This window comes from Acinetobacter sp. Tol 5 (genome assembly GCF_019702905.1).
Lineage (GTDB): Bacteria > Pseudomonadota > Gammaproteobacteria > Pseudomonadales > Moraxellaceae > Acinetobacter > Acinetobacter bereziniae.
In genome coordinates this window covers 2,238,315-2,255,273 of the sequence record NZ_AP024708.1, presented here as the reverse complement: position 1 = coordinate 2,255,273, position 16,959 = coordinate 2,238,315, and the positions used below count along the sequence as shown (strand labels likewise).

The 16,959-nt window shown below is 37.9% G+C and carries 18 protein-coding genes; 12 read left to right on the top strand and 6 right to left on the bottom strand.

From position 1 onward, the window contains the following. Position 1: 1 nt before the first annotated feature. Together TOL5_RS10425 and TOL5_RS10420 are read left to right on the top strand one after the other, a co-directional pair. Entirely contained in the window at positions 2–463 is a 462-nt protein-coding gene (locus tag TOL5_RS10425) for a universal stress protein (RefSeq protein ID WP_121774397.1), read from the top strand. Between the two features lie 33 nt (positions 464–496). Continuing rightward, on the top strand, positions 497–940 hold the full coding sequence (locus TOL5_RS10420) for a universal stress protein (protein ID WP_004830674.1): 444 nt from the start codon (positions 497–499) through the stop codon (positions 938–940). A 65-nt stretch (positions 941–1,005) separates the two neighbouring features. Here the strand turns inward: TOL5_RS10420 and TOL5_RS10415 are convergent, their stop codons facing one another. After that, the gene (locus tag TOL5_RS10415; RefSeq protein ID WP_004830673.1) at positions 1,006–1,239 is read right to left on the bottom strand and encodes a hypothetical protein; all 234 of its coding nucleotides are present in this window, start codon (positions 1,237–1,239) and stop codon (positions 1,006–1,008) included. Between the two features lie 387 nt (positions 1,240–1,626). On the opposite strand from TOL5_RS10415, the gene TOL5_RS10410 reads away from it, so the two are divergent. Both TOL5_RS10410 and TOL5_RS10405 read left to right on the top strand, forming a co-directional pair. Then, positions 1,627–2,106, top strand: a complete 480-nt coding sequence (locus tag TOL5_RS10410; protein WP_042088731.1) for a CinA family protein — start codon at positions 1,627–1,629, stop codon at positions 2,104–2,106. Between the two features lie 130 nt (positions 2,107–2,236). Continuing rightward, positions 2,237–2,710 (top strand): hypothetical protein, encoded by a 474-nt coding sequence (locus TOL5_RS10405; protein ID WP_005031671.1) that lies wholly within the window; start codon positions 2,237–2,239, stop codon positions 2,708–2,710. Positions 2,711–2,853: 143 nt separating this feature from the next. On the opposite strand, the gene aroC is transcribed toward TOL5_RS10405, so the two are convergent. The 3 genes from aroC to TOL5_RS10390 form a co-directional block, all read right to left on the bottom strand. Further along, positions 2,854–3,948 carry a chorismate synthase gene (gene aroC, locus TOL5_RS10400; protein WP_009586917.1) on the bottom strand — a complete coding sequence of 365 codons (1,095 nt, stop codon included), beginning with the start codon at positions 3,946–3,948 and terminating at the stop codon, positions 2,854–2,856. A 12-nt stretch (positions 3,949–3,960) separates the two neighbouring features. Then, positions 3,961–4,971, bottom strand: a complete 1,011-nt coding sequence (gene prmB, locus TOL5_RS10395; protein ID WP_042088730.1) for a 50S ribosomal protein L3 N(5)-glutamine methyltransferase — start codon at positions 4,969–4,971, stop codon at positions 3,961–3,963. Between the two features lie 114 nt (positions 4,972–5,085). After that, positions 5,086–5,469: a lysozyme inhibitor LprI family protein gene (locus tag TOL5_RS10390; protein WP_042088729.1), complete on the bottom strand. Its 384-nt coding sequence runs from the start codon at positions 5,467–5,469 to the stop codon at positions 5,086–5,088. A 211-nt stretch (positions 5,470–5,680) separates the two neighbouring features. Between TOL5_RS10390 and TOL5_RS10385 the strand changes: the two genes are divergently transcribed. The 8 genes from TOL5_RS10385 to gcvH all read left to right on the top strand — a co-directional run bounded on the left by TOL5_RS10385 (position 5,681) and on the right by gcvH (position 13,185). Further along, positions 5,681–5,986 carry a hypothetical protein gene (locus TOL5_RS10385; RefSeq protein WP_035301538.1) on the top strand — a complete coding sequence of 102 codons (306 nt, stop codon included), beginning with the start codon at positions 5,681–5,683 and terminating at the stop codon, positions 5,984–5,986. Between the two features lie 146 nt (positions 5,987–6,132). Then, a complete protein-coding gene (locus TOL5_RS10380) occupies positions 6,133–7,506 on the top strand; it encodes an ABC1 kinase family protein (RefSeq protein ID WP_004830666.1) in 1,374 nt (457 codons plus the stop codon). Between the two features lie 247 nt (positions 7,507–7,753). Next, positions 7,754–9,040 carry an acyl-CoA dehydrogenase family protein gene (locus tag TOL5_RS10375; protein WP_171248722.1) on the top strand — a complete coding sequence of 429 codons (1,287 nt, stop codon included), beginning with the start codon at positions 7,754–7,756 and terminating at the stop codon, positions 9,038–9,040. Between the two features lie 24 nt (positions 9,041–9,064). Beyond that, positions 9,065–10,264 (top strand): acyl-CoA dehydrogenase family protein, encoded by a 1,200-nt coding sequence (locus TOL5_RS10370; protein ID WP_042088727.1) that lies wholly within the window; start codon positions 9,065–9,067, stop codon positions 10,262–10,264. 116 nt (positions 10,265–10,380) lie between these two features. Further along, a complete protein-coding gene (locus TOL5_RS10365) occupies positions 10,381–10,884 on the top strand; it encodes a GNAT family N-acetyltransferase (RefSeq protein ID WP_121774399.1) in 504 nt (167 codons plus the stop codon). A gap of 234 nt (positions 10,885–11,118) precedes the next feature. Next, the gene (locus TOL5_RS10360; RefSeq protein WP_004830661.1) at positions 11,119–11,568 is read left to right on the top strand and encodes a MaoC family dehydratase; all 450 of its coding nucleotides are present in this window, start codon (positions 11,119–11,121) and stop codon (positions 11,566–11,568) included. A gap of 93 nt (positions 11,569–11,661) precedes the next feature. After that, positions 11,662–12,693, top strand: a complete 1,032-nt coding sequence (locus TOL5_RS10355; protein WP_004830660.1) for an AraC family transcriptional regulator — start codon at positions 11,662–11,664, stop codon at positions 12,691–12,693. A 117-nt stretch (positions 12,694–12,810) separates the two neighbouring features. Next, positions 12,811–13,185 (top strand): glycine cleavage system protein GcvH, encoded by a 375-nt coding sequence (gcvH, locus tag TOL5_RS10350; protein ID WP_042088724.1) that lies wholly within the window; start codon positions 12,811–12,813, stop codon positions 13,183–13,185. Positions 13,186–13,273: 88 nt separating this feature from the next. Here gcvH and TOL5_RS10345 read toward each other — a convergent pair whose 3' ends face one another. Beyond that, positions 13,274–14,329: a 3-deoxy-7-phosphoheptulonate synthase gene (locus TOL5_RS10345; protein WP_121774400.1), complete on the bottom strand. Its 1,056-nt coding sequence runs from the start codon at positions 14,327–14,329 to the stop codon at positions 13,274–13,276. Positions 14,330–14,791: 462 nt separating this feature from the next. Further along, the gene (locus tag TOL5_RS10340) at positions 14,792–16,933 is read right to left on the bottom strand and encodes an EAL and GGDEF domain-containing protein (RefSeq protein ID WP_221260703.1); all 2,142 of its coding nucleotides are present in this window, start codon (positions 16,931–16,933) and stop codon (positions 14,792–14,794) included. Between the last annotated feature and the right edge of the window lie 26 nt (positions 16,934–16,959).

The following is a 16,959-nucleotide window of genomic DNA, read 5'->3' as shown; positions in this document are numbered from 1 at the left end:
AATGGCTTATCAACATATCCTTCTTGCTGTAGATGACTCTCCTATTTCTTATGCTGCAGTTGAACATGCTGAGAAACTTGCACTTGCTTTTAACTGTAAAATTACCGTAACCAGCGTGATTGCTGTTGACCCATTTAAGGGAGTCGACTTCTATAAAGTTGCGCCTGCGGTGACACAATATTTACTCGAAGCTGAGAAAAATGCGCTTGCACGTTTAAAAGATATTCAAGAAACATTACTGCACCATGGCGTGAGTGCTGTAGATACCAAAGTTGTTCGTGAAGTTCCTCCAGCAACCGGTATTTTGAACGCTGCTGATGAATTGAATGTAGATCTTATTGTTATGGGATCACACGGGCGTACAGGTTTCAAAAAATTCTTTTTAGGTAGCGTTGCTCAAGAAGTTTTATCGATTTGTCCACTGCCTGTACTGATTATTAAATCGACACTCAGTAAAGATTAGTATTTTCAAGCTCAATAATTAAAAGGTGAAATTATGTCTTATCAAAATATTCTTGTTCCAGTTGACGGTTCAGACATTTCTTTCTCAGCAATCAAGCATGCTGCATCTATTGCCAAAGCATTTGGCAGTAAACTTACTGCGATCAGTGTTGTTGCAGATGATCCATTTGCAGCAGCGGACTTCTATTATTCTCCAGATATGCTGAAAGAATATATTCAAGAAGCAATCAAAAATGCTGAGGAAGCTTTAAGCAAAGCGAGACAGCTGGCAGAACAACAAGGTGCACAAATCGAAACTCAAGTGGTGAGAAATTCGGTGTCTGCAGAAACCTTCATTAAGACAGCGGAGTCATTGAACACTGATCTGATTGTTATGGGATCACATGGACGAAAAGGCTTCCAAAAGTTTTTATTGGGAAGCTTCGCTCAAGACGTACTTGGACAAACTCAGTTGCCAGTATTAATCATTAAACAATAAATTTAATTTGTTCAATATTAAAGCCTACGATATCGTGGGCTTTAATAATTAAAACGAATAGAAAATTATGTGATTGCAATCACTTTGACTAAAATGGTTTGCGACTCTTCGAAATCATCAAAAATTTGTTTTCGATTTAGCTCTTTTGACTTGACCTTGAATTCGTGATTTTGATAATGAATTACATCGGGTATTTGATCAAAATAATCACCTTCAGCTTCAATACTTTCTTCAAATAGAGGTGTGCCAAGCTGATATTCTCTGCTCTTTAAGACAACATATTTAACTGTTGTTTTCATTATTCACACTCCTTTTTCATATGCACTTTATTTTTATTTATATCACTTTTTTAGCTGTTTGAAAGATAAAATTTGATAATATTGAATAGTAATTCTCCAAATGGCATAAAAAGGAAAACCCACTGATTAAAAGTGGGTCGGCTGTAGATACAGACGTTTACGCTAATTATATTTTTAACTGATTTTGTAATTATCTTTTGTTTTTATTTTTTCTGAACACAGTATCGCAAAGAAATATGACAGTGTTATTTCAAAATCACGGAGGCACATTCAGACTGATTGTTTTTTACTCACAATAGTACACTATTCAGCAGGTTGATAAATTTTGCTATTATTTCTGCATTCAACTGATTGAATACAATATAATTCATCAAGAGTTCAGAACCAATGTCTTTAGTACAGTGTTGTAACCTTCTCGAACAAAAAGGTTTAAAAGTCGCCTTTATTGAAAGTGCCAGTTCTGGCTATTTGTGTAGTCAATTTTCAATTTATAAACATAGTGGTGCTGATATTTTATTAGGTGGATTAGTCAGCTATGATCCGTCTATTAAAGTTTCTGTGCTGAAAATCGCTCCTTCTCTTATCGAACAGTATACAGCTGAATCAGCTCAAGTAACTGAGGCAATGGCGGTTCATGGCAAGCAACTGTTTCCTTCGGCAGATATCATGGTGAGTTGTACTGGTTTGCTTAAACCAGGAGGTAGTGCAACGGCTGAAAAACCGGAAGGTACATTTTTTATTAGTATCCTTTATCAGCAACGAAAATACAGTTACCAATATTTCATCGATGCAACGCCTGTTGCCCGCTTGGAGCAATTAACCGCCAATGTTGCCAGAGAAATTTTGAATATTTTAACAACTGATTAACATAACTGCTTCAAATATAGGCGCTGTACAATTTACTGAAATATTTTAATTCACTTTTTTACTAAAAAGCGGTAAATTTTATATACATTATGAACAATCAATAACACGAATGAACTTATTAGGAAGCGTTATGAAACTTCAATTTGCTTTAATTTCTTCTTTAGCATGTTTAACTTTGGCAGGTTGTGCTGGTTCTTATCCAGAAAGAGTCGTGACCAAAGGACCTTTAATCTGTGAAGCAAATGAAGTTTGCCCTGAGCTTTCGATGCGTTGGAAAGATGAAATCCGTGATGGTTTTAAGATTACTGCAGAAATCGATAATCCAACTAAATATGATATTACTCAGTTCGTTTTCCTTGTTGATGGTCAACCTTATACATACTCAACCATCAATAGCACACAATACGCTGGTACAGTGTCTTCAAACTCAATCAATGTTCCAGTAAGTTTCCTAAACTCGTTCCGTAACGGTAAAGAAATTTCGCTTAAACTGGTTACTAATCAAGGTGATGTAGAACGTTCAATTTTAAAAGCTGATGGACAACAGTCTTCTGCTTATTTGACTTTCTTAAAAGGTTATACAGGTCAGATCGTTGAAAAATAATTAAATTTTCAATGCTTTGAATAAAAAAACCAGACATCAAGTCTGGTTTTTTATGTATAGAAGTTACCATTTTTATGCAACTTCTCATACTTTTCAAAATCATAAGGGATATTTTTAATTAAAAATACCCCCGAATATTGAAATCATTTAGGCTCAATTGGCGTAAAAGGTGCAACAACATCCGCATTCTGTGCGCGATGACGCATAAAGTGATCCATCAACACGATTGCCAACATTGCTTCAGCAATAGGCGTTGCACGTACCCCCACACAAGGATCATGGCGACCTTTGGTTAATACATCCGTATCTTCACGATTCAAATTAATGGTTTTGCCAGGAGTCGTAATACTTGCAGTAGGTTTGAGTGCAATCGCGACACGAATGGTCTGACCAGAAGAAATTCCACCCAATATGCCGCCTGCATGATTGGCAAGAAAGCCATCTGTGGTCAACTCATCACGCGTTTCATGACCAAACTGTTCTGCAACAGCAAAACCATCACCAATTTCTACGCCTTTGACTGCATTGATTGACATCATCGCATGTGCAATATCTGCATCTAAACGATCAAATACAGGTTCACCCCAACCTACAGGCACTTTTTCTGCCAAAATCTCAAGTTTTGCCCCACAACTTGTGCCTTGTTCTCTTAAAGAAGTCACTAAGGCTTCAAAACGAGGCACTGCATTGATGTCACCACAAAAGAAAGGATTATTAGGTACTTCATTCCAATCCAATGTTTCTGTTTTTTCAGTGCCGATCTGCGTCACATGCCCACGAATCACAATACCAAACTTTTCAGCAAGGAATTTTTTAGCGATTGCACCTGCTGCAACACGCATTGCTGTTTCACGTGCGCTTGAGCGCCCCCCACCTCGGTAATCACGGAAACCATACTTTTGGGTATAGGTATAATCTGCATGTCCTGGGCGGAAGGTTTGTGCGATATTGCCATAATCTTTGGATTTTTGATCTGTATTGCGAATCAATAGACCAATCGAGGTACCTGTCGTTTTACCTTCAAAAACACCTGAGATGATTTCTACTTCATCTGGTTCTTTACGTTGTGTAGAAAACTTGGAAGTCCCCGGTTTACGTCGATCCAGATCAATTTGTAAATCTTCGGCAGATAATTCCAATCCGGGTGGTACGCCATCCACAATTGCCATCAATCCTACGCCATGAGATTCACCACAAGTCGTTACACGGAAGAGCTGTCCAATACTATTACCTGCCATGCTTACAACTCCTTATGCTTGAATCGATTGAATAAATAAATCACGGAAATTGCGACACTGTTGAGCAGTAAGCGCAAATATGCCTGAACCACCTTTTTGGAACTGTAACCAATAGAAATCAATTGTATTAAAATTCTGTTTCATTGCCCATTCAGAATTACCCACCTCAATGACAATCAAACCATCTTCAGTTAAATAGTCAGCGGCTTGAGCCAGCATTTTACGGACTAAATCGAGACCATCTTGACCTGCCGCCAATGCTAATTCTGGCTCATGATGGAATTCTTCTGGTAAGTCAGCCATATCTTCAGCATCCACATACGGTGGATTAGAAACGATTAAATCATATTGATTTTCAGCAGGAATTTTTGCAAACAAATCTGATTCAAGTAATGCAACTTGATACTGCTTGTTATGATGTTCGGTATTGATAGAAGCAACTTCTAAAGCCTCTTTAGAAATATCAGTGGCATCAACCTCTGAATCTGGGAATGCATATGCCAATGCAATCGCGATACAGCCCGAACCTGTGCACATATCTAAAATGCGTTGAGGCGTTTTTGGATTTGGATTTTCTGGCAAATTATTTTTAGCTTCAAGAAGCTGTCCATTTTCATCCAAACAATAGGGTGCAAAACGATTTTCAATCAATTCAGCAATCGGTGAACGTGGAATCAATACACGTTCATCGACATAAAAAGGTTTACCAAAGAAATAAGACAAGTTTAATAAATAAGAGGTCGGAATTTTTTCATTGATACGACGTTCTAATAAACTCAAAAACTCTGCTTTTTCACTAGGTAATAATTTTGAATCTAAAATTTCAGCATCAGCATTCCACTCTAGAGATAGTGTTTGTAAGACCAGTGCAGAGCTTTCAGCAAAATAATCTTCTGTACCTTGACCTAAATGTGCATCGTATTGACGTAAAGCTGTAACCCCAAAACGAATAAAATCACGAATTGTTGAAAGGTTTTCAGCAGCTTCCTGTAAATGTTCAGGGCTAATAGTCGGTCGATCCACTTAGGGTTTCTCCAAGGTCATAATTTCAAACGCCTTATGATACCTTGTTTTCAACCAGATTTATAATCCTTTACTACAATTTACTTGCCAATTATTTATCCACTTTGTCAAAATTTACAGGCGATAAGTGAGTTTTTCTAGACTATTCGCGCGGTTTACAGTTTGTTTCAGGGCGCAATTGTAATATTTCATTTTATAATCGTCTGAAACAGATTTTTGAGCTTTATCACACTGTTGACTACGTTGTTTTAACCATTGTTTTTGATATTTTTTTTGCGCTTTCTTTTCTTTATCCGAATACAGATCAAGGGTCTGTTTAAAAAGTGATTTTAAACGATCATCTTGTTTGCTAAATTCACTTTGCATACAATTTGCTAGGCTTGCAGAATGTGTACCAGCAGCATTCATACAACTTATATAATTTGTACTATAACCCATTGCCTGTGCCTGAATCGGCAACGCCAAAACCAATCCCAATGCCCAATATTTTAAATACATCAAATTCCCCATAAACAAGTTATTCTAATTTAAGTGCTTAAAATAGCAGTTTAAAAGATTTCAAATAAAATACAATCTCCTCATGTTTGTCTAGATTTTCAGTATTGAAATCGTTAAGCAATCGACTGCAAGTAAGGCTTCGCTTGAAATTATATGGATTCGCCTTTATATATAGAAATGCCCTCAAATTTATTCTGAATTTAGTTAATTTATGAGTTACAAGCACAACAATCTCATGGCCATGCGGCAATCTTGGTGGAATGATGAATCTACAGCAACTGTAAAAGCTGAAAAGCAATTTTTTCAACAAACACTCAGTGAAAAAGGTGTTTATGAAACCCCTTCACTTGAAGATGTAAAATATTTTTTCTTTAGTCTGCCGAGTATCATTATTGTCAAAGGTTATGCACTTGGGTTTACCAATCAACAAGTCAAAGACATGATCAGCCAACATATTGAAGTCAATAGACAAACTTTATCTGCACGAAATGAGATTAAAATTCAGTTCAGAATGTAATCATTTATTTTGCTGATGGTCTGTTGAATCAATTTAATTCCCCCATTCAGCGAATTGAACTATTTAAATACAGCCATTCCATGTAATATTCCTTACACTTAGTTCTTATTTATCTTTTCGAATCGCTTATAAAGGATTTTATCTTCATGTCAGATCAGAACGAAAAGCTCAAACAGTTAAAAACCTCGTCAATGGATCGCCGTTTATCAATTGCAAAAGCATCCTTATTGGCTGGTACACGCTGGGCAGCTTCAAGTGCGAGTTCAATCTTTTCAAGTGAAGAAGAAAAAGAGAAAAAACGTAAACAAGCGATGAAAGAACAAGCCAATTATCTGGTTCAGGAAATTGGCAAGTTAAAAGGCTCGATCGTCAAAATTGGTCAAATGATGGCACTCTATGGCGAACACTTTTTACCTGAAGAAATTACTCAAGCACTGAATACATTAAACAATCAAACCGTTGCACTTGCTTGGCCAGCAATTAAACAACAATTGGTCAGCCAGTTAGGCTCCAAACTGAATGATTTAACCATCGACCACGAACCCATCGGCACAGCTTCCCTTGCCCAAGTTCACCGTGCAACGCGTAAATCTGATGGTTTAGAACTGGTTTTAAAAATTCAATATCCAGGCGTTGCAGATGCCATCGACTCAGACATGAGCCTATTTAAAAATATGCTCAAGTTAACGCGTATGGTTCCGCAAACACGTGAATTTGATCAATGGTTTGATGAAGTTCGCGAAATGATGCATCGTGAAGTAAATTACGAGGTCGAAGCGGCAACAACTCGACGTTTCGCACAACGACTCAAAGAAGATCCTCGCTATGGCGTTCCACAAATTATAGATGATTATTGTACCAATCAAGTGTTGTGTATGACATTTGAACGTGGTGTGCCGATTAACAGCCCTGTTATGCTGTCATTACCTCAAGAAAGACGTAATCTTTTGGGTGAAGCTTCACTCGAAATTGCAGTGCGTGAACTCTTTGAATGGGGTGAAATGCAGACAGACCCGAACTTTGGTAATTATTTGGTTCGTTTAGGCAATGGAGAAGACATCAAAGATAAAATCATCTTGTTAGATTTTGGCGCGATTCGTCAGTTTGATAACCAACTTCTTAAAGTTGCTTGTAATTTGATTAAAGCAGGTTATCACCATGATGCTGAAGCGATGGTCAATGCAATGTCTGGCTATGAGTTTTTTGATGCAATGCCGCTCAGTATTAAACCTGATATGGCAAAAGTTTTCTTATTGGCAACAGAAGCATTCAGCACACCACTAAATAACCCAGATCTACCTGCTGGTGTGATGGATCAACATAACCGTTATGACTGGAAAAAAAGCCAATTACATAGTCGTGTGATGCAGCGTGCTTCCAAATCAATGGCATCACGTTATTTCAGTGTGCCACCGAAAGAGTTTATGTTTATTAGCCGTAAATTTATTGGTGCCTATACCTTTATGACTGTAATTGAAGCCAAAACCAATGTACGTAAAATGATTACTCCGTTTCTGTAGGTCAATCTTAAAGTTCTTTAAAGTGACTTTGCAAAAATGTCACTTTTACCAATACCCAACATTTGTTGGGTATTTTTATTTAAAAATAATTAAATAAATACAACATATTAAATCTGATAAATCAACTTTAACAACCATTCATCTACGGTCAATCAGTTTGTCATCTATGACATAGTTTTTTCTTTTTTTGCATGTCAGGATGATCGCATACCAACACTAGAATACAGGGTATTTCGGAATGACCAATATGGTAAATAAAGCTCAGGGGTTGGGCTTAAATCTAATTACAAAAATTGCAGGCAGCGATTTACTTGATCAATTTAAATTGCGCAAATTTATTGAAAGATCACTTTATCAAGGATCAAAAGCAGGTTTTAAAACGCTCAGTGCCACGCAAAAAGCCTTCAAATCAGATACAAATGTGTCTAAACAAAGACTGCCCAACCAACAAAAATCGCTTTTTGATCTAAGCTTGACAGAAGAACAGCAAATGACTGTTGATGCAATGGATCAATTTGCCGCAGAAGTACTTTATCCATTGGCGCATCAAGCCGACCATCATGAAAAATTTCCTGTAGAACTCTGGCAGCACAGCATCGACTTAGGTTTGAATTACTATGCGTTGCCTGAAGCCTTAGGTGGAGTTGCTTCTGAGAAGAATATTGTCAGTAATATTTTGATTGCCGAGCGCTTAGCAAAAGGTGACTTTTCTCTTGCAGCGGGATTGCTCTCAACATTTAGTGTGATTAATGCAATTACGCAATGGGGTTCTGAGAAATCACAATCGCTTTATTTACCTAGTTTTGCCAATGATACTGAAATTCAAGCCACTTTTGCGGTACAAGAAGCAACCCCTGCCTTTAATCCTATGCGTTTAAAAACCAAAGCAACATCACAACATGGTCAGTTTAGCTTAACGGGTGAAAAAACGTTGGTTTTGCTTGGTGAAACGGCTGATCTAATATTGGTTAGTGCTGAGTTTAATGGCAAACCTGATGTGTTTATTGTCAATCGTGACTCCAGTATTACGGTGAGAAAAACACCGGCAATGGGTCTAAAAGCGACGGAAACAGTGACCCTTAAGTTTGATCAAACGCCTGCACAACGATTGGGTGACGAGGACTTTAACTACCCTGCCTTTTTAGATTTAGGTAATTTAATGTGGTGTGCGCTGGCTGTAGGAACTTGTGAAGCGGTCAAAGAATACAGTATCAAATATGCCAATGAACGCACTGCATTTGGTGAACCTATTTCACATCGTCAAAGTGTAGCTTTTATGATTGCCGATATGGCAATAGAAATTGATGCAATGCGTATGCTGATCCTCAACGCTGCAAGTTTGGCAGAATCAGGGCAACCTTTCCATCGTGAAGCATATTTGGCACGCTTACTTTGTGCTGAAAAGTCGATGAAAATCGCCACAGATGGCGTACAAATTTTAGGTGGGCATGGTTTTACCAAAGAACATCCTGCTGAACGTTGGTACCGTGATCTGCGTGCTACAGCTGTTTTACATTCTGGTTTACATGCTTAAAACGAATAAAAAAGGATATTACTCATGAATTTACAAAATCCCAAAAAATTCAAAATGCTTTTAGACCAAGCACATGAAACAGCTGTTAATGTATTACGTCCAATTTCACGTAAATACGATAAAGCAGAACATGCCTACCCAAAAGAGTTGGATATGCTTGCCTCTTTACTCGATGGTATGAACGATGGTGGTGATGGCTTAAATGCTGGTGCTGCAATCAACAAACGTGGTGACCATGACAACAGCAATAAAAATGGGACCAATATGTCAACCGCCTTAGGCATTATCGAAATGTGCTATGGCGATACTGGTTTACTTCTGTCTATGCCACGTCAAGGTTTAGGAAACTCTGCAATTGCTGCGGTTGCCAATGATGAACAACTAGAACGATTTAAAGGTACATGGGCAGCAATGGCGATTACTGAACCGGGATGTGGTTCTGACTCCGCCGCTATTCGTACCACGGCGACACAAGACGGTGACGAATATATTCTCAATGGCGAGAAAATCTTTGTAACTTCAGGTGAGCGTGCAGATTCTGTGGTGGTCTGGGCAACATTAGATAAAAAATTGGGTCGAGCTGCGATCAAATCTTTTGTTGTGCCTAAAGGTACACCGGGCATGAAAGTTGAACGTTTAGAACATAAACTTGGCATTAAAGCATCGGATACAGCTGCGATCAGTTTTATTGATTGTCGTGTACCTGCCGCAAATTTACTAGGCAATGCTGAAATTGATGTCGCAAAAGGCTTTGCAGGGGTAATGGAAACCTTTGATAATACTCGCCCTCTGGTTGCAGCAATGGCTGTAGGTTGTGCCAAAGCATCTTTAGAGCGAATCAAGGAAATTTTTAAAGATGAACTTGATGCTGACTATTCCACACCATATTTACAGAGCTCCAATTTAGCAGCGCAAATTTATCGAATGGAAGCGGAATGGGAAGCTGCTCGTTTACTCACCATTAAAGCCACTTGGATGGCGGATAATAAAAAACCCAACTCACGCGAAGCCTCAATTGCCAAAGCTAAAGCTGGACGTATTGGCAATGAAATTACATTGAAATGTGTAGAACTCGCCGCAAGTGTGGGCTATAACGAAGATGAACTGCTTGAAAAATGGGCACGTGACTCAAAAATTCTCGACATTTTTGAAGGTACACAACAAATTCAACAGTTGATTATTGCCCGACGTGAATTAGGAAAATCATCCAGTGAACTGAAATAGTTTCAAATGGTTGATCAAACCTCAACTGCTATAGTTTTGATCAATTAAATTATCAACTGATCACAAAAGGTAGAATTTTTGCTATAAAAATTCTACCTTTTTATTTTCATATTCTTATGTATCAAATTCGAACTATACAAATACAAGATAATGCTGCGATTGCACAAGTCATTCGGGAGGTATCTAAAGAATTTGGTCTTGCACCTGAGTCTGGCTTTGCTGTTGCCGACCCTATTCTGGATGATTTATATCACGTATACGCACAAGACAATGCACAATATTGGGTGATTGAGGATGGTAATGGTCGAATCGTTGGCGGTGGCGGTGGCGGTATTTCACCATTACAGGGAGATTCCTCTATTTTAGAAATTCAAAAAATGTATTTTTTACCCGAACTTCGTGGTCTGGGATTTGCAAAAAAGATCCTTGAACAATGTTTTGAGTTTGCTCAACATCATGGTTTTCAAGCCTGTTATTTAGAAACCACTAAAAACCTGTGGCAAGCGGTAAAACTCTATGAAAAATTAGGCTTTGAGCATTTGCCCACGCCTAAAGGCAACACATGTCATAGTCATGCTTGTGAAGTTTGGATGCTTAAAACATTTGGACCTAGCACTTAATTCACTTTAGTCGTATTTTCATTGCTTTAAAGTCATTGGACAATGCCAAGATTAGAATCGTTTAAAAACTGAAATGTATTTTTTAATGCGACTTAAAAAAATGAATCCTTGGCAAAACAGTCATTGAAATTGCATAACGGTAATTTACAATGAAAATGTTTAGATAATTTAATTTTTATACTTAGAAATTCATGATTTATAAGTATCTTGTGAAATTAAGGGAATGTATAAACAATGTTGTATTTGGAAGATTTAAACGTAGGTGATCATTTTAAAAGTCGTGAATACGAAATGACTTTGGATGAAGTTTTAGAGTTTGCACATAAGTATGATCCGCAAGTGTTCCATACCGATGCAGAAAAAGCCAAAGATCATCCTATTTTTAAAGGATTAGCAGCAAGTGGCTGGCATACATCGGCGGTCACCATGCGACTCTGGACTGAATGCTTCCCTGTTGCATATGGACTGATTGGTTCAGAGTCCAGCTTACGATGGCCCAGACCTACACGAGTTGGCGATCGAATTCATGTCGATGTTGAAATTGTTTCGATTACCCCTTCTAAAACTAAAAATGATCGTGCTATTGTGACCTATATCACACAAGCTAAAAACCAAAATGATGATGTATTACTTATTTCAACCACCAAAATCGTGGTATTTAAACGTAATTTTGATGCGCATTAATCCTCAATTTGTCTTACAATATTTAAGGGTTTTTCCATATCATGACAATATGATGAAACAAGTAAAAGCAATGTTCAGAGCAATGGAAAGCACATGAAAACAGTCTCAGCTCGCCAAGATCAGGGAATTCCTGGTGTTTATGGACTATTATTATTAGATATCGTTTCGCGTTGGGGATATAGTGCGGAAACATTATTTGCACCGTTTAACTTTACCAGTGAACAGCTCGCAGAACCAGAATGTCGAATACCTACACCACTTGCCAATGAGCTCATTAAACATGCGCTGAAACTGACAGGCGAAAGCACATTAGGCTTTCACCTCGGAACACAGATGCGAATTTCGATTCATGGCTTTATTGGCTATGCCATCATGACTGCCAATGACATTACTGATGCATTGGTACTGGCAAACCGATTTATTCAATTGCGTATGCCCTTTTTGCAATTGTACTTCTCTACATTCGGTGAAAAAGCCACTTTACAGTTGCAATGTGATATTGAAATCGAACCTTTGCGTACTGAAATTGTGATGGGTCTGACTTTTGGGATCATGACCATGGCAAAGGCATTAACTGGAATTAATGACCTGCATGGTGATATTGATTTTGACTTTCCAAAGCCAGAAGGTTTTGACAAATACATTGAAAAACTGTCAAAGCAATATACTATGCGTTTCGAACAGCCACACTTAATTGCCAGTTTTGACAAAGCCTATTTGGGTTTAAAGATGGTCAATGCCGACCCAATTGCCAGTCAAATTGCCATTAACCAATGTGAAGCAGAGCTTTCCGCTTTAGGTGAAAGACGCCGTTTGGCAATGCGTGTGCGTGATATTTTAACTCATTCAGAACAGCATTATCTGAGTATCGAAAATGTTGCAGATCGCCTACATATGTCCGATCGTACCTTAAAACGTCAATTGGCGGCTGAAGGAACTTCTTTTTCAACATTGGTTGACGAAGTTCGTTACCGTCATGCAACCTCGTTACTTTCACGTACCGACTATACCCTTGAGCAAATTGCTGATGAACTTGGCTATAGTGATGTAGCAAATTTTAGTCGTGCATTCAAACGCTGGAGTGGTCGTAGCCCTAGCAGTTGGCGTAAAGATCCTTACTTATAATATGCTTTACACTGATTATTGATTTATATGAATAAGTTTATCAGTATCTCTGCTTTTTGTTTTGTTTAAAAAAACGGTATAACTCGTGGCAAAAATAAATGGATTAATGGAGTCATTATGAATCATCCTTCTGATTTGAAGTATGCAGCAACACATGAATGGGTAAAAATTGAGGGGGATCTCGTGATTACCGGTATTTCAGACCATGCTCAAGATGCTTTGGGGGACCTTGTTTATGTTGAAGCTCCAGAAGTAGGTCGCCGTGTAACTGCTGGTGCTCAGGCTGGTGTCGTTGAATCAGTGAAAACTGCTTCTGATATTCATGCTCCTGTCTCAGGTGAAGTGGTCGAAGTAAATACCGCGCTTGAAGATGATCCAGATTTTGTCAATGATGACCCATATGGCAAAGGTTGGATTTATAAGATTAAACCAGACAATATTGCTGATGTTGAAAAGTTACTCAGTAACACTGAATATGAAGCAGGGCTTTAATTTTCAAATTTTAACCGTAGCAATAAAAGACCAGAATATTCTGGTCTTTTTAATTTCATATCGAAAATTAGTACAGTTCTACAACTTATTAAGCCAAACACGCCAAAGTCTTTTCAGAAAGTTGTTCAGCCACATCTAAAAGCAACTGCTCAGTTTTGCTCCAACCTAAACAGCCATCCGTAACAGATTGACCATAGGTCATATCACAAGAAATTTTTTGATTGCCATCAACCAAATGACTTTCCAACATCACACCACGAACATGAGTTAAATGTCTTTCTTCAATAATTTGCTGTAAAACCAACGGTTGCTTTAAAGGATCTTTACTGCTGTTACCATGACTACAGTCAATCACCAGCGCAGGCAATTTTCCTTGATGTTGATGGCGAATCTGCTGAATCGATGCAGCATCATAATTGGTTCCTTTGTTAGAACCACGCAAGATGATATGCGCCAAAGGATTGCCCTGACTATGTACAATACACGGTGTACCTTTTTGGCTCATGGCAAGAAATTGATGAGCATGGCTTGCAGATTGGATTGCATCTAAAGCAATTTGAATCGAACCATCTGTACCATTTTTGAAGCCGATACTGAAAGGCATGTAACTTGAAATTTCACGGTGAATTTGTGACTCACTGGTACGAGCACCAATCGCACCCCAAGCCAACAAATCATCAAAATAAGCTGTTGCCATCGGGCTTAAAATTTCGCTGGCAATCGGTAAACCTTTTTCAATAATTTGTAAATAAAGTTGGCGTGACTTCTCTAAACCCAGTTGCATATTGGCAGACCCGTCTAAATTTGGGTCGTATAAAAAACCTTTCCAGCCCACTGTTGTACGTGGCTTTTCAATATATGCACGCATCACTAAAAAAATATGATCTGAAACTTTTTCTTGGAGTTGAATTAAACGATCTGCATATTCAAGTGCAGATTTTTCATCATGAATTGAGCATGGACCTGTGATCACAAGTAAACGATGATCTAAACCATTGAGAATGTTTTGAATTGTTTGACGTTGTTCAGCAACTTGAAAAGCAAGTTTATGTTGTAATGGGAATTTTTCTTTTAACTCATAAGGCAAAGCTAACTGAGTTTCTATCGTTTGATTTTGTTGTAAAGCGATATTTAGAGCATTCATAATGTATTCCTTTGGACTCTCACTCAGTCCTAACTTTTATTTGAGCGTATGGGATCTATTCAAATGGGCAATCAAATTGTTCATTTGACCAAAGTAAAACCAATAAAAGTTGCTAAAATATACAGCGTTAAATTTCATCATGACATTCTCCAAAACTTTAAATTCAATCAATCTATCTTAAAAGGTTAATATATAAGCATAAAAAAACCTGATCAGGGTTGCCGATCAGGTATTAACTTTGATGGGCAACCATTTCAGTGCCCGAACGACTTCAGGCAACTATCTAAAGAATTGCCAAAAATAATAAGAAGTAGCGATTACAGGTTGCTTTAACATCTTTATGTCGTTCATAAAAATCTATCTTGAATTCACAATACTCGCTGTGCCATGACTTTTCAAGCTCTTTTTAAAAATATTTTGATTTTATATAAATGCGCTGAATAAACTAAATTAAATATGCATTTAATGATATATGTCTGGCGAAACGAGAATCTGTTTGCCTAACATTTTTTGTACTTGATCTGCGTTGATCGCTTGGCTAAATAAGAAACCTTGACCGAATTTGCACCCTATCGCGATTAAACTGTCCAATTGTTGTGTGGTTTCAATTCCTTCAGCGACAATATCTAAAGATAAAATTGGACCAAGCTTGGCAATTCCTTCGACGATCGCCTTGATTGAATCCTCCTCATGCATACGATTGACAAAATTATAGTCGATCTTGAGGCTATCTACTGGATAATCTCGGATATGTGACATTGAGGAATGCCCTGTCCCAAAATCATCTAAAGCAATACGAACCCCTGCATGTTTAAGTTTTTTTAATGCCCGAACCACATATTCATAACCACGATCTGCAAGTACATGCTCCGTTATTTCAATTTCAATCAAATGTGCCGGAATTGCATAGTTCGTCAGTCGTTTTAATAAAGTTTCGGCATAATTATCTCGCATAAACTCTACAGGCGATGCATTAATCGAAATGGGAACAACCTTTAAATCTAGGTTCATCCAATGCGACATATCGGTAAAAATACGATCATGCATAATTTCACTGATTTTGGTGGCCAATTCAAAATCATTAAACGCCTCTGCTACGGTAGAGGGGGAATAGACCTCTCCTTCTACATCTCGCCACCGCAATAATGCTTCAAAGCCAATAATTGAACAATCATCAAGTTTTACTTTAGGCTGGTAAAATGCCTCAACCTGATTACTTCGTATCATGTATCGTGCAGTATGTAATTGTTTAGCTTTACGTTGTGCAGTCTCCAACATATCAGCCCCAAACATACGCACACCACCACGCCCACGCTCTTTTAAGTCATTCAATGCTGTATCGGCACATTTTAAAAGACCCGATCCATCTTTAGCATCATCAGGGTAAATTGCTCCACCAATACTCATACCGCCGTTTAATAACTTACCAGTATAAGTAATTGGCGCTTCTAATTGTTTTAATAATTTTTTTGAGACTGTTTCAATTTTTTGATTGTTTTCTACATTTTCAACCACTACAGCAAACTCATCCCCACCCAGTCTCGCAATATAGGCATGTTCATCAAGACAATTGGCTAGTCGTTTCGATAAAACTTTGAGTAAATGATCCCCTGCTGAATGCCCTAAAGTATCATTAATGTGCTTAAAATGATCGAGGTCAAGTAACAATAATCCAATTTTTCCACGGGAATCTCGGGCTTTACTGATCGAAGATTTTAGCCTTTTTTTGAATACACGACGGTTCATCAAACTCGTCATTTCATCAAATTCACTGTTTAATCGTAGCTTTTCTTCAGCAATGCGTTGTTTCGTAATATCTCTTGATACACACAAAATACTGGTCGTTTGCCCTTGTGCATTGACAATAGGCGTCAATATATTGTCCCAATACATGGTGACATTATTTAAAATACTCTTTCCAGCAAATCGGGCATTTTTTCCTTTAGCCGCTTCTTTGATTGCTTTTTTACCTTGCTCACGCACTTCAGGGGGCAACAATCCCAACCATTCCATACCAAAACTTGTGACTTTTTCTTGTCCGAGTAGTGCGAGACTGCCCGATTTATTCATGTGTAAAACATAACCATCTGGGCTAATGATTTTGATACAGTCAACACTCGCATCGAGCATGTCAGTATTGGCTTTTAATAATTGTTGAGTTTCCTGTAATTTTGAAAGGCGTTCATGAATATTGCTACATGTGATTGTCCAATCAAAATATTGCTTTTGATATAACGCACTTTGTGCGTTCAATAAAAACCATTGATATTTACCATCATGGCGTCGGATACGGCATTCTTGTTCAAAACGTTGACCTGTTTTGTATGCTTTCATCCAAATGTTTTGCATCAGCGCTCTATCTTCTGGATGTAAAAACTCCATCCATTGATGAGCGTCAATCTCATTATGATCAATTCCGAAATATTGTTTTAAAGCAGTATTACAATAGCCTTCACCAAATTTAGTCATCCAAATTAAATGTGGAACTTGGTCTAAGGCAAACTTAACTTCATTTGAAATTTGCACACACTGCGGCTTTATAGAATTCCGAGACGAACCCACCTGATTTATATTTCGATCATAAGGTAAATGTGCGCCAGCCATAGATTAATCCTATAATATCAGTGCAA